The organism is Haloferula sp. BvORR071 (assembly GCF_000739615.1).
GTDB lineage: Bacteria > Verrucomicrobiota > Verrucomicrobiia > Verrucomicrobiales > Akkermansiaceae > Haloferula.
Genome location: NZ_BATP01000051.1, coordinates 25,820 through 40,477, shown reverse-complemented (window position 1 = coordinate 40,477; position 14,658 = coordinate 25,820). Strand labels below are relative to the sequence as shown.

10 protein-coding genes are annotated in these 14,658 nt (G+C 63.5%); 3 read left to right on the top strand and 7 right to left on the bottom strand.

All coding sequences use genetic code 11. From position 1 onward, the window contains the following. Positions 1–4 precede the first annotated feature (4 nt). From BV071_RS25260 to BV071_RS25235, 6 genes are all read right to left on the bottom strand, one after another. Positions 5–904 (bottom strand): DUF58 domain-containing protein, encoded by a 900-nt coding sequence (locus BV071_RS25260; protein WP_035613187.1) that lies wholly within the window; start codon positions 902–904, stop codon positions 5–7. Then, a complete protein-coding gene (locus tag BV071_RS25255) occupies positions 891–1,958 on the bottom strand; it encodes a MoxR family ATPase (protein ID WP_265594867.1) in 1,068 nt (355 codons plus the stop codon). Before BV071_RS25255 ends, BV071_RS25260 begins: the two co-directional genes overlap by 14 nt. Positions 1,959–2,180: 222 nt before the next feature. After that, positions 2,181–2,816, bottom strand: a complete 636-nt coding sequence (locus BV071_RS25250) for a DUF3226 domain-containing protein (RefSeq protein ID WP_035613185.1) — start codon at positions 2,814–2,816, stop codon at positions 2,181–2,183. Then, positions 2,813–3,781, bottom strand: a complete 969-nt coding sequence (locus BV071_RS25245) for an AAA family ATPase (protein WP_035613181.1) — start codon at positions 3,779–3,781, stop codon at positions 2,813–2,815. The genes BV071_RS25250 and BV071_RS25245 overlap by 4 nt, the downstream gene beginning before the upstream one ends. 147 nt (positions 3,782–3,928) lie before the next feature. Beyond that, positions 3,929–4,564: a response regulator transcription factor gene (locus BV071_RS25240; protein ID WP_035613178.1), complete on the bottom strand. Its 636-nt coding sequence runs from the start codon at positions 4,562–4,564 to the stop codon at positions 3,929–3,931. Positions 4,565–4,569: 5 nt separating this feature from the next. Next, the gene (locus BV071_RS25235) at positions 4,570–7,578 is read right to left on the bottom strand and encodes a sensor histidine kinase (RefSeq protein ID WP_035613175.1); all 3,009 of its coding nucleotides are present in this window, start codon (positions 7,576–7,578) and stop codon (positions 4,570–4,572) included. 221 nt (positions 7,579–7,799) lie between these two features. Between BV071_RS25235 and BV071_RS25230 the strand changes: the two genes are divergently transcribed. Then, positions 7,800–9,947 carry a hypothetical protein gene (locus BV071_RS25230; protein WP_265594865.1) on the top strand — a complete coding sequence of 716 codons (2,148 nt, stop codon included), beginning with the start codon at positions 7,800–7,802 and terminating at the stop codon, positions 9,945–9,947. A gap of 130 nt (positions 9,948–10,077) precedes the next feature. Further along, positions 10,078–10,260, top strand: a complete 183-nt coding sequence (locus BV071_RS25225) for a hypothetical protein (RefSeq protein WP_035613169.1) — start codon at positions 10,078–10,080, stop codon at positions 10,258–10,260. 23 nt (positions 10,261–10,283) lie between these two features. On the opposite strand, the gene BV071_RS25220 is transcribed toward BV071_RS25225, so the two are convergent. Beyond that, a complete protein-coding gene (locus BV071_RS25220) occupies positions 10,284–10,610 on the bottom strand; it encodes a hypothetical protein (RefSeq protein ID WP_265594864.1) in 327 nt (108 codons plus the stop codon). Between the two features lie 506 nt (positions 10,611–11,116). Here BV071_RS25220 and BV071_RS25215 point away from each other — a divergent pair. Then, on the top strand, positions 11,117–14,590 hold the full coding sequence (locus tag BV071_RS25215; protein WP_035613162.1) for a hypothetical protein: 3,474 nt from the start codon (positions 11,117–11,119) through the stop codon (positions 14,588–14,590). Positions 14,591–14,658: the final 68 nt, after the last annotated feature.

Genomic DNA, 14,658 nt, shown 5'->3' with positions numbered 1-14,658 from the left:
CGTCTCAACGCGCCGCCTTCTGCCGGAAGGCGAGATAGCCGCTCAGGGTTTCAGCGAGGTTCTTGCCGGTGTCCACCAGCAGGTAGTGGGCTTGGAATTTTTCGCAGGTCGCGCGCACCCGGGCGGTGAAGGCTTCCAGGTTCTTCAGGTAGGTCTTGCGGAAATCCGCGGGGGAAATCTTCAAGCGATCCGCGCCTTCCAGATTGCGGAACTCCCAGGTGCCATCGAAGGGAAAGGTCAGCTCATGCGGATCCAGCGTGTGGAAAACGATCACCTCATGCCCGCCATAGGTCAGGCGCTCCAGCCCGCGGGCCAGCCCCTCCTCATCATCCAGCAGATCGCTGATGATGATCGTGATCCCGCGCTTGCGGGCCTCCCGCGATACTTGCAGCAGCGATTCCCCCAGCGAAGTCTTCGCACTCCCCTGGAAGCGCGCCAGCCGCTCCATAATCTGCTGGATGCTGCCCGGGCTATCCGTGCGGGGCATGTAGTCCTGCACCTTTTCATCCACCAGCGCCAGCGCCACCGCATCGCGCTGCAGCAGGATCACGTGCGCCAGGCAGGCGGCCAGCACCTTGGCGAAGTGCAGCTTGGTCAATTTACTAGATCCGTAGTTCATCGAGGCACTGCCATCGACCACCAGTTGCGTGACGAAGTTCGTATCCTGCTCATACTGGCGGATGTAGTAGCGGTCCGAGCGGCCGATCACCTTCCAGTCGAGGTGGCGGGTGTCGTCGCCGATCGAGTATTCACGGTGCTGCGCAAACTCGATCGCGAAGCCATGGAAGGGCGAGCGGTGCTCACCCACCCGGTAGCCCTCCACGATCTTGCGCGCCATGATGCCCAGCGCGTCGCCCCGCGACACCGCTTCGGGATCCAGCAGATCAAACTCAGGCGGATTCATGGGGCGGGATCGCGGCAAGGATACGCTTCACGATGTCATCCGGCGTGATGCCTTCACTCTGCGCGCTGAAGTTCACGGCGATGCGGTGCCGCAAGATCGATGGAGCCACCGCCGCGATATCCGCGCAGCCGGCGAAAAGCCTGCCACGCAGGAGCGCGTGCGCCTTCGCCGCCATGATCAGCGCCAGGCTCGCGCGAGGTCCCGCGCCGAAGCTCAGGTAGCGCGCGCAATCTCCTGCTGCACCCTCCTCCTTCGGCCGCGTCGCCCGCACGATCTTCAGCGCATACTGGAAGACATGATCTGCCACGGGAATGTTGCGCACCGTGTCCTGCATCCGCGCGATCGCCTCCGCATCCAGCACCGGCCGTGGTGGCTCACCGCTCTTGCTGGTGCCGCGCTTCATCACCTCCAGCTCCTCCGCCTCGGTCGGATAGCCGACATGGATCAGGAACATGAAGCGATCGAGCTGCGCCTCCGGCAAGGGATAGGTGCCCTCTTGCTCCAGCGGATTCTGCGTCGCCAGCACGAAGAATGGCACCGGCAGCGGACGCGTCACGCCGCCGACCGTCACGCGGCGCTCCTGCATCGCCTCCAGCATCGCCGCCTGCGTCTTCGGCGGCGTGCGGTTGATTTCATCGGCCAGCACGATGTTCGCGAACAGCGGCCCGGGATGGAACTTGAAGCTCTTTTCGCCACTCACCGGATCCGAGTGGATCACCTCCGTGCCCGTGATGTCGCTCGGCATCAGGTCCGGCGTGAACTGGATCCGGCGAAAGCTCAGCGCCAGCGCATCCGCCAGCGTCGAGATCAGCAGCGTCTTTGCCAGGCCTGGCACACCCACCAGCAGCGCATGACTCTTGGTCAGGATCGAGATCATGATCTCTTCGATCACCTGCGTCTGGCCCACGATCACCTTCGCCAGCTCGCGCTCCACCGCGGCATAGAGTTGGCGGCACTCGGCCACAGCCTCGGGCCGGATCGCCGCATCCGCAGCAGCCATCGCCGCACTCTCATCGGCAGGTCTCGGCATCGTCATGGTATTGGCAGGAGTCATGATACGGAATGCGGTGGATTTGAAAAGGAAGCTCCGGCGGCCATCGGGTCATGCACGGCCACACACGCGAGTTCCGATGATCATACCGGGGTGAATGCGCGAATCTCAACGCATTTCGGGAAAACCACCCGGTATGGGGGGCGGGAAGAAGACAGCACCAGCTATCAATCGGAGGCCGCTGCGCGGAGTAATCTTCCTCGGATTGATGGTCCCGAAGCCGCTTCAGCTCGCAGCCTCCACCAGGATCTGCCTCAAGCTGGCGAACGCCTTGTGATCCCAGTCGATATCCAAACGATCGAGTGCGCGCTCCAAAGACAGGCGCTTTCGCGGATCGTCAGATTGACCACAGATCGTCCAATAGGCGAAGCGCTCTTTCTCGTGGAGCTTGGTATTTCGCCAGCCCTCCAAGCACGCCACAAACGGGTCCAAGCAGTTGAACGCTTCTTGGGATTTCCCAGAGGCTGCCCTCATGCAAAGGGTCTCAATCATCCCAGCACTTCCTTGAGCCGGAATCAGCCAAGCTGCGATCTGTGGCCCTCTTTCCACCTGATGCCATTGCCCGGGCGACTCAACGGCCAGACCGAAGGTGGAATTCACCGCCCCTGAAAGCGAAAACCAAGCCGCCGCCGGATTATCATCAGCATCCCGCGTGACCAGAATCCGCTTCAACTCCCCCGAGGTAAAGCGGCCCTCCGCCTTCAAGACTTGGAGAAACCTCCGCAAGTTCCCTTCTCCATCATAGTCCTCGAAGGCGACCACATTCGCAGCAATGCCCGCTTTGCGCGCCAAGCGCTCGATGACTAGGCGATCCTCCTTGCCTTCGCAGATTACAAGACCAGGTGCAGGAGCTTCGTTCATCGCATCTCTTTGTTGAACTGAATCGCACTCTCCATCACTTCCTCGCCAAAGCTCGTTGCCACAATCTTGGCGGGATCATCCACCCGTCGGTCGAGCCGGAGATAGCGTATCGGGTAGCTGTCCCTTGTCTTTGCGGCACGGTGGGCAGCCTCCATGCACTCACGGCTGTGGGTTGTGGCAAAGAGCTGCACGTTTTGGTCCTCCAGAACTTCCAAGAGACCACGCCAGTAGTCCTCCAGCCCTTCGTAGTAGAGGCCATTCTCGATTTCATCAACCAACAGGATCTTCGGAGATTTGGCAAAGATCTCGCAATACACCTGCAAGGCCCGGGAAAATGCCTGACCGAGTTGAGTAAAGGGCAGCATTTCCCCCTCGCCTACGTCTGCATAGACGAGATGGCTTTTGGTACCTAGCGGCTTTGCATAGCGCAAACGTTGCAGACGGGGCTCGATCGACCGGCGGATCAAATCTTGAATCCGATCTTCATTCCTCGGATTGAGCGGCGCGATTCGATTGAATAGCTCGGAAATGTTCTCAGGCGGATCCTGAGCAGTGGAGAGTATAGAAAGTCCGTCGCCATACCCTCGGAGTCCCAGCTTCCCCCCCTGCTGCAACCAGAAAAGACTGTCCGCTTTGCTCCCGTTCTCAAGATTAACCCGCACCTCCTTGTCACTGATGTGAGCAGTAATATTCAACGCCCCGTCCGAAACCCAAAACCCCTTCCACTTCTTGTCCCGAGGGAGCATACTCCAGAAGTTGACGACATTGTCATTCTGAACCTCCTGCCGAAAGGTCGAAGGCAATTTCGTTAACTGGGTTGAATTCCCATGCAACAGAACCAAAGCCTCGAGAATCGAGGTCTTCCCCGCGTTATTTCCCCCCACAATCAGATTCACGCGCCCGAGTTCCTCGAACTTCACGTGTTCAAGTCCACGAAAGTTCCTGAGTTCAAGGGTCGAAATCATGGTCGGAGCCTAGGAAAGAACCTTGGCTTCGTCAAAGCTTGCTGAAAAACCTAACGAAAATCCGCCAGAAGCCCGCAGCGAGTCTTGCACCAAAGGGGATGGGGACCGGCAAATCTCCAATAATAATGGTCACCCGCCGCTCCCGCCTCACCCGCCCCGCTGCATCCCCATGTACTTCAGCGCCGCCTCGGTCCTTCCATGCACGTGCAGCTTCTCGTAAATCTGCTTCAGGTGCCACCTCACCGTCTCGATCGTAATGTTCAGCTCATTCGCGATCTCCTTGTTCGAAAAGCCTTTCGAAAGGCTGTTCAGCACCTCCGTCTCGCGGCGCGATAACATCAGGTCCGCATTCGCCGCCTTCTCCGCCTCGCGGAAGGACGCCACCACCTTGCGCGCGATGATGCTCGTCATCGGTGCGCCGCCATCGAGCATGCTCTTCACCGCCTCGATCACCTCCGCCGGCTTGCTGCGCTTCAGGATGTAGCCGCTCGCCCCCGCCTTGAAGGCCTCGAAGATCTTCTCCTCATCCTCATACACGGTGAGCATGAGAATGGGCAGCTCTGGCAGGATTGCCTTCAGCTTCGAGGCGCACTCGATACCGGTGAGATTCGGCAGGTGAATGTCCATCATCACCAGGTCCGGCTTGAGCGTGGGGATCATCTTCAGCCCCTCCTCCGCCGAGGCGAAAGTGCCCACGCACTCGCAATTCGGGATGGTGTTGACCAGTTCTTCGAGACAACCGCGGACCACGTGGTTGTCTTCTACAATGGCGATCGATGGCATGGGTTCTAGAGGGTGCTTGATGATAGAGGGACTGTCAATTCGACGCGGGTTCCGCTGCCGCTGCCGGGCGTGCTGCTGATCTGGCATGAGCCGCCGACCGACTGCATCCGCCGACGGAAGTTCGCGAGGCCGTTGCCATCGCCGGAGACCAGCGCCGCCGCGGGATCAAAGCCACGGCCGAAATCCTCGACCACGATCTCCAGCACGCCGTTGCGGACCGCGAGACCCAGATGGCACTCCGCCGATCCGGAATGCTTCATCACGTTGTTCACCGCTTCATTCACGGCGAGCAGCAGCTGGTGGCGGACATCGGAATCCAGCACCATCTTCGGCAAGGCTTCATCGACCGAGAGCCGGCAGCGGATACCCGCCGCACCCAGGCTCTCCTGCGTGCGGGAGCACAGATAGTTCGCCGTCGAGCTCAGCGTGTCGTTCGCCGGATTCACCGTCCACACGATCTCATCCAGCGACTTCGCCATCCGCTGCACCCGCTCCACGATGCCCGAGATCCGCTGCCGCAGCGGCCCCTCCGGCACCGCATCCGCCACCATTGTTCCCAGGAAGTTCACCTCCGTCAGGCTCGCGCCCAGATCATCGTGCAGATCACTCGCGATCCGTGCTCGCTCACGCTCCACCCGCTGCTCCTGATAGAGCAGCGCCATCCGCTTGCGGATCCGCCGCAGCGACCAGGCCCGCACCCCGAAGCCCAGCAGCACCAGGCCAAGGCTGAAGCTGATGATCCGGAAGGCCAGGGTCTGGTGGAAGAAGGGCTTGATCTCCACCGGGATCGATACCGGCTGCTTGCTCCAGGTGCCATCGCGCCCCGCCACCGCGGTTTCAAAAGTGTAGCTCCCCGGTGGCAGCGAGGCATAGCTCACCACCCGCCCGCCATCGCTTTCCTGCCATTCGCTTTCCAGCCCGTCCATCCGGTAGCGGATCCGCACCCGCTCGGGCGCCACGAATTCCGGCGAAGCCACGCGGATCTTCAGCGTGCCCGAGCCCGGCTCCACCTCGATCTCATCCTGGCGCAGCGAGCCTTCCTTCTGCCACAGCAAGCCACGATCCGTCGCCGCGGACTCGATCGACACCAACGGCGCGCGCGGCGCCTTCGAGAACTTCCGCGGATCGAGATGAATCGCGCCGGACGCCAGTGAAAACCACAGGCTGCCATCCTTCGCCCGCACGCAGAGATTGCCATGCTCACCGCTGAATTGCGGCGTCGGCAGCCCATCCTCACGGCCCAGCCGCACCCCGCTGAAGCGACTGCCCGGCACCAGCTCCTCACGCGACAGCCGCTGCAATCCCGAGTCCGTGCCGATCCACAGGTTGTGGCTATCGTCCTCCAGAATCTGCACCACGATGTCGCTCGCCAGCCCTTGCTCCGTGGTCCAGCGCTCCAGCTTGCCATCCTGGTATCGCACCAGCCCCTGCCCCAGCGTGCCGATCCACAGCTCCCCGCCGCTACCTTCTAACAGCACACCCGGATTCAGTACATCCTTGCCCGGCTCCTCCCCCACCCGCTGCCATGCCTCTCCCGTCCTGCGCCACAGCCCCTGCGAGCCCGCCGCCACCCAGATGTTGCCCGCGCGGTCTTCCAGGATGTCATGGATGCTCGTCTGGTCACCCTGCGGACCGCCGATGAAATTCGTCTTCCCCGCCTGCCAGCACCACACCCCGCGGTCATGAGTCCCGACTAACAGACGCCCGCCCTGCCCCTCATACAGCGCGGAGATCGACTCCGCCGTCCCATCGCCCAGATCCACCGTCTCGAAGCCACCCTCGCGGATCCGCAACAAGCCATCGCGATAAGTCCCCGCCCACAGGCTGCCGTCACCTCCCCCACACAGCGACCAAATCAGACCGTTCTCCGGCAGCTTCAGATTCGGAAAGCCGGGCACGAAGCGCCCGCCGCGGAATTTGAGAATGCCTCCGCCATCCGTCCCCGCCCACACCCCGCCATCGCGGTCGATCACCAGCGAGGAAGTCACCGTCCGCCCCAGCCCCTCCGCGGAGCCATAGCTGTCAAAGGGCCGCCGTCGCAGCAAGTTCAGGCCGCCACCATTCGTGCCCGCCCACACCAGCCCATCCTCATCCACCAGCAGCGCGCGCACATCATCCAGAGAGACCTCACCCTTTGCGGAGTTCAGCGTCGTCCAGGCGTCTTCACTGTCCAGGCACATCAGCCCGCGGTCGCGCGTCGCCACCCACAGCGTGCCATCCGGGGTGGTGGTGCAGGCCATGTTCGCACCCGCATTCCCCTCCGGCATCGACTCACCCAGATTCTCCCATTCGCCATCGTCATCCTCGCGCAGCAGCAGGCCGGTGCCACAGATCACCATCCGCCCCTTCGCATCGCGCGCCAGATCGCGCAGGTCATGCCCATTCCACGGTCCCGCCACGGAGACGGCCTTCTCCGGCTGGTCCGGATACCAGCGGCACAGGTGCCCGGCTGTTAGGATCCACACTCCGCCGTAGCCATCATCCAGAAAGGAGCGCGTGTCCGCCGGGATCTCTCCCAGATCGATCTTCTTCGCATGGCCGTGGTTCCAGCGGTAGCAGCCGCGATACATCCCCAGCCACACCGCACCATCCGGCCCCTCGCCGATCGAGAAGACCGATTCCAGCGGCATGTCCGGCACCGTCGTCCACTTGCCATTCTGGCGATAGGCCGCGCCCCGCCGCGTGCCCACCCACAGGCGCCCCGCGCGGTCCAGGTAGAGCGTGTGTACCTGCGTGTCCGGCAATCCTTCCGCCAGCGAGTGAAGCTCGAAGCGGTTGCCATCGAAGCGCGCCACCCCCGCTCCGGTTCCGATCCACAGGAAGCCCGCCGCATCCCGCGCCATCCCGGAGACCACATTGCTCGGCATCCCCTCCGCCGTCTGCCAGAAGTGATTGAGGTATCCGCCTGACTGCGCCGCACCCGCTCCCGGGGCAGACATCGCCAGCCAGCCGGCGAGCAACAGGATCGCTCGGGCGGGCAGAGAACTCAGGCGCTGGGCGAAGGGTTTCCGCAAGGTTCCGTGGAGTATCGGGTCGGGCTTCAGGCTGGCAAGTGCCGTAGCGGAAAGCCTCCACCGCTGCTTCTCTCTTGAAAACCCCCCGCACGGGGGGTTGTGAGTTGCAGGGGGCGGGCGCTTCCTTCCATTCTTACGGGAGCCTGCCTTGGACCTGTCCGCAGACCCGTCGGATCAAGCTGGGCCAGCCCGCCACTATTATCACCCATCCACCGCCTGCCGTGCCGCCCTGCGGAAAGACCGATTGCGCCAGCCCCGAGCGCCCCGCCGCCACCATCGACCGTGGATGGGTGGCAGGGCTCGTCGTGTGCGGCGGACTGCTGATCGGGGCGATCCTGCTGCAGAGCCGGAGCAGCGACCCCAGCCAGGGTGGCCTGCCCCTGTCGGAACAAGCCGCCAACAATGCGGAACCCTTGGGCGACAAGCTGCGCGAGCTGGCGGAGCTCCGCCGCGGCATGGAAGGACTGGAAGCCAACACCCGGGCGCAATTCCTGGCCTACGCGAGCCGCGGTGCCAGTCATGCCATGGCCGATGCCAGCAGCCTGCAGGCCGAGACCGCCAAGGCCCAGGCGGAGATCGCTGCGGTACTCGACTCTTCCACCAGCGATCTCGACCGCTTCGTGGCGATGCGCTCGAACGCCAGCTTCGATCGCCTCTACGCCGCACACCAGCTCACCCGCCAGCGCCTCGTCACCATCGCCGCCCGCCAGGAGGAGATCATGGGCATCCTCTCGCTCTGCGGGGACAAGCAGGCCGCGGCAGCCCGCGCCCAGCAGGCGGCCATCGATGCCCAGGCCCGCGTCGGCGAAGCGCTCAAGAAACTCGATGAGGCACGGGATGTCGCGCGCGGCTCACGGCAGCGCACGCCGGACGAGGGGCAGTATGAGCACGTCACCTATCATTTCACCCGTGCAGAAAACCGCATCGCGGAAAAGCCCGGCGAGATCGAGGAGCTGAATCTGCGCCTCGCCACGCTGAATGCCATGGCCGACCGCCTGGAAGCCGCGCTGAAAAGCGCCAGCCCCACGGATGCCACCGCCCTCGAATCCCAGCGCGCCGTAGTCCAGTCCGAGCAGGCCACCCTCAAGGAGCAACTGAAGTCCGACGAGAAGCAGCTCGCCGATGCGCAGAAGAATCTCGAGAAGCTCCGCAGCCGCGTGATGGATGCCGAGGTCGTGCTCGCCGGCCAGGCCCAGCCCGCGACCGAGGCCGACCTGACCCTGCGCAAGCTTCACGGTGAACTCGCCGCCCTGCAAAAGGAAGCCGGTGAACTCCAGCACAAGGCGCAGCTTGCCCCCGCCGCCGTGGAGGCCAGCGCTCCGCCCGAGGCGGAGCTGTTAGAAGCGCTCGGCACCGCATCCACCCCGGCCGGCACCATGCCCGCGGAGGACAATCTCCAAGCCTGCTACGACTACGCCCTGCTCACGGACCAGGCGATCGCCGCGAGCTACCATCGCCAGCGCGCGATGGATCTGGCGATGACCCGGCGCATTCCGCTCCGCCATGCCTTTGCAATGAGCGAGCTGCCCCCGGCCAAGCGAGCGCAGATCTCCTTCCTCACCGCTTCCACCGCCCGCTCCACCTCCGCCGCCAATTGGGACTTCGCCCGCGGCCAGATCACCGCGATACTCCGCAGCGGCCACGCGATGCTCAACCAAGCCAGCAACCGCGACCGTGACCCCGCCCTAACCGACGACTCCGGTAGCGGTGCCAAGGTCCTCGATCTCACCGCCAGCCGCCAGCCTGGCATCCTGCTGCCGGGAGGTCCGGGCGGTCCACCGGCACCTCCTGCCACGGGCAGCAGCATCCCCGCCTTCCCGGGCTCTGCCGGGCAAGCTCCCGGCCCGGCCCAGCCATGGTCCTATGTGGACCACTGGCAGATCCTCGGCCCCTTCGACAACCCGCACCGCGAGAACATTGATACCCGCTTCCCGCCGGAGAGCTTGGTCGACCTCGATGCCAGCTACAGCGGCAAGAACGGCGTCAGCATCGGCTGGGAGTCCTTCCAATCCGTCACGCCAAATGTGATGCCGCCCTTCCGCGCCTACAACCAGGCCCGCAAAATCGAGGGTCTGAACGAGGAGATGAGCTACCGCTTCAATCTCCAGTATGCGGTCTACTACGCCTATGCCGAAGTGACGCTGGAAAAGGCCGCCGACCTCTGGGTCGCCATCGGCAGCGACGACCACTCGAAGATCTGGCTCAACGACCGTTTGGTCTGGAGCGGCGGCAAGGGTGCCAAGCCCTGGCGTGCCGATGAAGGCTACCGCAAGGTGCACTTCCGCGAAGGGATCAACCGCATTCTCTACCGGATCGAAAACGGCAACGACCGGACTGAGTTCTCCTTGTTGCTGGGGACCGGGAATTGAAGGGCGTCAGCATCGCAAGCAACTCGGCAGCAGTCTTCCGGGAGTTGCAAAAAGCACCATCACGCCACGCCTGCCAGACGGCATCTTTTAACGGGTCTCTAATGCAGGGTTGTTAGAATGGGTCACCCTTATGATCCCATCCGAGCGCTTCGATACGGTGACCGGGCTCCTGAAGAACCTGGGGCCGGTGGTTTCCGCCCACTTGCTTTCCGCCGAAGATTTCGGCGCTCTGATTGCCGAGACCAAGGAGCTGCGGAAGGCCGCGGACCATAGCTCCATCACCGTGCCTCAGGACACGACCACGCTCGGTTAATCCAGCAATTCAAAGCTCCTGCCTTAGACCGCCGCGCAAGATTCGCGAAGCACCCCTTCAGGAAAGCGCCGGTCCTCCAGCATCAGCACCCGCTGCTCGGGGCGCGCAATGATGGCTTCATTCGCCCAGTGGCGCGCGAGAGCCATCCCGGTGTGCCGGGCATGCCACACCGCCCCTTCGTGGAAAAAAGCAGCCGCAATCTCACGGTCCTGCTCATCCCCCTGCGCCAGCATCAGCGCGAATCCATCACCCCGGCTCCACGCCTGAAGCCCGATCAGGCAGAGTATCCGCCGCCGCAGCACCTGAAAGTCCCACTGCCGCTGTGCCGGAACTTGGTCCAGCGCCCCCAAGGCATCTTGGAACATCCCAAGCGCAATGTATCCCTCCGCCTCCTCAATCGCCATGCAGACCACTCACCTTGCTGACGCATGGGAGCGGGCCGCGGTTACAATTTGATTCCCCCGCCGGGGCATCGCCAGCGGCGGCTGGAGAGCTGTTAGAGAGACTTCGCCCGACAGTCCCAGCCGAGCGGAATTGGGGAGCGTCCCGCCTGCGTGGGGAGGATCTTTCAGAAAAAGTCACCCGCAATCGTACTACCCACTCGGGTGGTTGTGATACATGCACCCGGAATATACATCGTGGTGGCAGACTCCCTAAGGCTTGACCCAAGCGACCTCTAGGGGAAGTTGTCTGACAGATTCCTATTAACGCAGGAATCACGGGAAAAAGTTAGCTTTTCTTCCTTGAGATCTCGTGACGCCTGACTAGAATTTGCGCTTCTAAACCCGAATCGATGAAAGTTCGCCTCTTCTCGCTCCGACAGCCCGGTAATCGTTCCACGCGTCCCCTTTCGCGCATGGAACCAGGCTTTGCGCTGGTGATTTCCCTCTCGTTGATGGTGCTGCTCACCATCCTGGCGGTGGGTTTGTTGACCCTTTCGACCGTCTCGATCCGCAGCGCCGGCCAAAGCGACTCCTTGTCAGTGGCGCGGGCCAATGCCCGCATGGCGCTGGCACTCGCAATCGGCCAGTTGCAGAAGAGCGCGGGCCCCGACCAACGGATCACCGCTCCGGCCAATGCCGTGGACAGCAAGTTCCCGCCGGGCGTCACCGGTGCCTGGAAATCCTGGCGCCCGCCGCAAGATAGCCCGGACTACAAGAAGGAGCGCACCGACCGCTTCATGGGCTACCTGATGTCCAACCCGGATCCTTCCACCAAGCCGGATCTGAATACCCTGCCAAAGGGCAGCAGCAGCGGCTCCAAGGGCAGCCTGAGCGAGCAACTGCTGGTGGGCCCCGGCAGCCTGGGCAAGGACGCAACCACCTCCGAAGTGCGCGCGCCGATGGTGGCGCTGGCCAATATCAAGGGCAAGGCGAGCACCGGAGGCCTGGCATGGACGACTCTCGATGAAGGCGTGAAGGGCCGCATCGACCTGGCTCCTGCCGACCAAAGCAAGAATGCCGTCGGCGAGACCGTGGCGCGGATGGGTGCACCCGCCCGCAACAAGGCCGGCAAGCTCAAGGGCATGGACTTCCTGGAAGGCAAGCAGGAGGAACTCGCCGGCAAGCTGCCGAAGCTGGTGAGCACCGGCGAAGTGGATCTGGCTGCCACCGACAAGGAGACTTCCGACCGCTACTTCAACGACTTCAGCGTCAGCTCGAACTCGCTGCAGACCGATACCGCCAACGGCGGCCTCAAGACCGACCTGAGCGTGCTCTTCGACACCGCGACGCTGCCGAGCGACTTCTCGACCCGCCGGGTGTATTCCAACACCAACACGCCGCTCACCGGTGCGACCAACTCCGACCCGCTGTGGGCCGCTTACCAGCACTACTATCGCCTCTATCAGCGCACCAACGCCAACGATAACCCGAAGGCCGGCCTGAAGGCCTACGTGACCCGCAACTTCCGCCTGGCCCAGACCAGTGACGTGACGCTGCGCGACGTGCGCTTCGAGCCGAACATGTCGACCCTCCGCGAGTCGATCCTGATGCCGACGCTGGCAAAGGTGGACATCGTTTTCAGCCTGATCGCGCGTGATGTGCACGGTGGCCGCGCTGCGGCACTGAACGCCGCCGGCTACCCGTACATGCTGCACCTGATGTACATGCCGGTGATCACGCTGCACAATCCCTACAACGTGCCGCTGCGCTTCACCGAGATCGAGATGGAGTTCGCGGACCTGCCGATGGGCTTCCAGTTCTTCATCAACGGCCAGGCAGCAACCTCTGACGTGAAGGCCTTCAACCAGCTCTACGTCGGCAATGAAGGCGGCGGCTCCAAAAAGATCTTCAAGATGATCCTGACCGGCGACGTGGCCGCGGCCAAGGAAGTGGTCATGGGCCCCGGCGAGACCCGCATCTTCGGCAAGCCTTTCCCGCCGACCTTCACCTGGGAGCAAGACCGCGAGGGCGACGGCAACACGATGTTCGACTGGCGCAACGACAAGACCCAGCAGGGCAAGAACATGGCCCCCGGCATGATCGCCGGCCCGAGTGACGGCGTGGGCTACGATGTCGACTGGCTGGCACCGAGCTCCGGCACCCGTGCCTCCTGGCTGACGGCCCGCACCGGCGAAGGCATCATCCCGATGAAGCCGACCGAAACCGTGATGGTGAAGTACGGCCCCAAGCCGCAGCCCAGCACCCCGAACAACAAGTTCTCGATCACGATGCGCTTGAAGACCGGCAGCACGGTCCTCGACTACGCCACCACCCAGGTCTTCTTCCAGAATGAAGGCAAGCTGAAGACCGTGCTTGAGGAAGGCACTTCCCCGCGCTTCCCCGAGACCCGCAGCTTCCCGGAGACCTTCCCCAAGCCGACCGTGGAAGCACCGATCACGGGCAGCACCATCTACGAGTCGAACGGCACGATGGTGAAGAACTACAAGAAGGCGAAGCCCTTCGCGATCTTCAGCCTGAGCGGCAAGACGACCCAGGAGTCCTTCACCCGCTCGCGGCCTGCGGCGGATACCGGCGCGGCAGTGCAGATGGCGACTTGCGAGTTCATCTCCGGCTCCAGCCAGGGCGCGAATCCTTATGAGTTCATCCTGACGCCGGTGCGTGCCGGCACGGCGGCGATCGAGGTGGATGGCGAGAAGGCCTTCTTCTTCGGCGGCCACGGCGCGACCCGCGGCTCGACCTCCGGCACCTACTACGAGATCCCGGTGGCCCCGCTGCAATCGGTGGCGCAACTGCGCCACGCCAACGTGGGCACCATGGGCGCACCACCGTACTTCACCTACACCGTGGGTGAGTCACGGGCCCACCCGGCGCTGCCCCCCGCCTCCGCGCGCTTCAGCGCCGGTGCCGGCAAGACCTACCTGGACCACTCCTGGCTGGCCAACGACCAGATGTGGGACCGCTACTTCTTCTCGACCCTGGCAACCCTGCAAGGCACCGGCTACACCGGCAGCGCGGCGAAGTCCCAAACCGATCTGGCCAATGACTTCTTCAACGGCAAGGCGCAGCTCCCGAACTCCCGCAATACGGCCTTCCTGCGTCCGGGCTTGGCACCGGGGACCGCTGCCACGAACGCGCTGGAAACCGGCGGCCTGAAGTCTGCAGCCTACCTGATGACCCGCGGTGGCTTCAATGTGAATAGCACTTCGGAGTCGGCTTGGATCGCCGTGCTCTCGGCGATGTCCGATGCTCCGGTGCCGCTGGCCAATGGCTCGGTGGAAAGCACCGGCGACAACGTGCCGATCCTGCGCACCCGCCGCCCGGCCCTGAGCTCCAACTCCGGCGGAACCGCCCGCGACCAGCTCTGGAACAGCTACCGCAAGCTCAGCCCGGCCGAGGTGGAAACCCTGGCCAAGGAAATCGTCAAGCAGGTCCGCGAGCGCGGTCCCTTCCTCTCGATGTCCGACTTCGTCAACCGCCACCTGTCTGGCGACGACATGGGCAAGAAGGGCGCGCTCCAGGCTGCGATCGATCAGAGCGGCATCAACGGCATCGTGAACAGCAATGCCGTGAACATCGCCGCCGCGGATGTCGCCAACTACGGCTGGAAGAACGCCCCGGCGATCGTGAACACCAGCACCGGCAGCGGCACCCCGGGGGACATTTCCCAAGGGGATGTGCTCACCGCGATCGGCAGCTTCGCGACGGTGCGCTCGGATACCTTCAAGATCCGCGCCTACGGTGAAGCCCGTGATCCGGACGGCAAGGTGACTGCCCGCGCCTGGTGCGAAGCGGTGGTGCAACGCGTGCCCGACTACGTGGACTCTGCGGATTCCCCGGAACTGGTGGCGACCCAGCCCGCGAATGTCGCCTTCGGCCGCCGCTTCCAGACGGTTTCCTTCCGCTGGATGAATCAGGACGAAGTCTGAAACCTGACTTTTCAGGCCCGGGTCGGCCCTGCGCCGGTCCAGGCCTCTTTACTTTTGGCTTGGAGTTT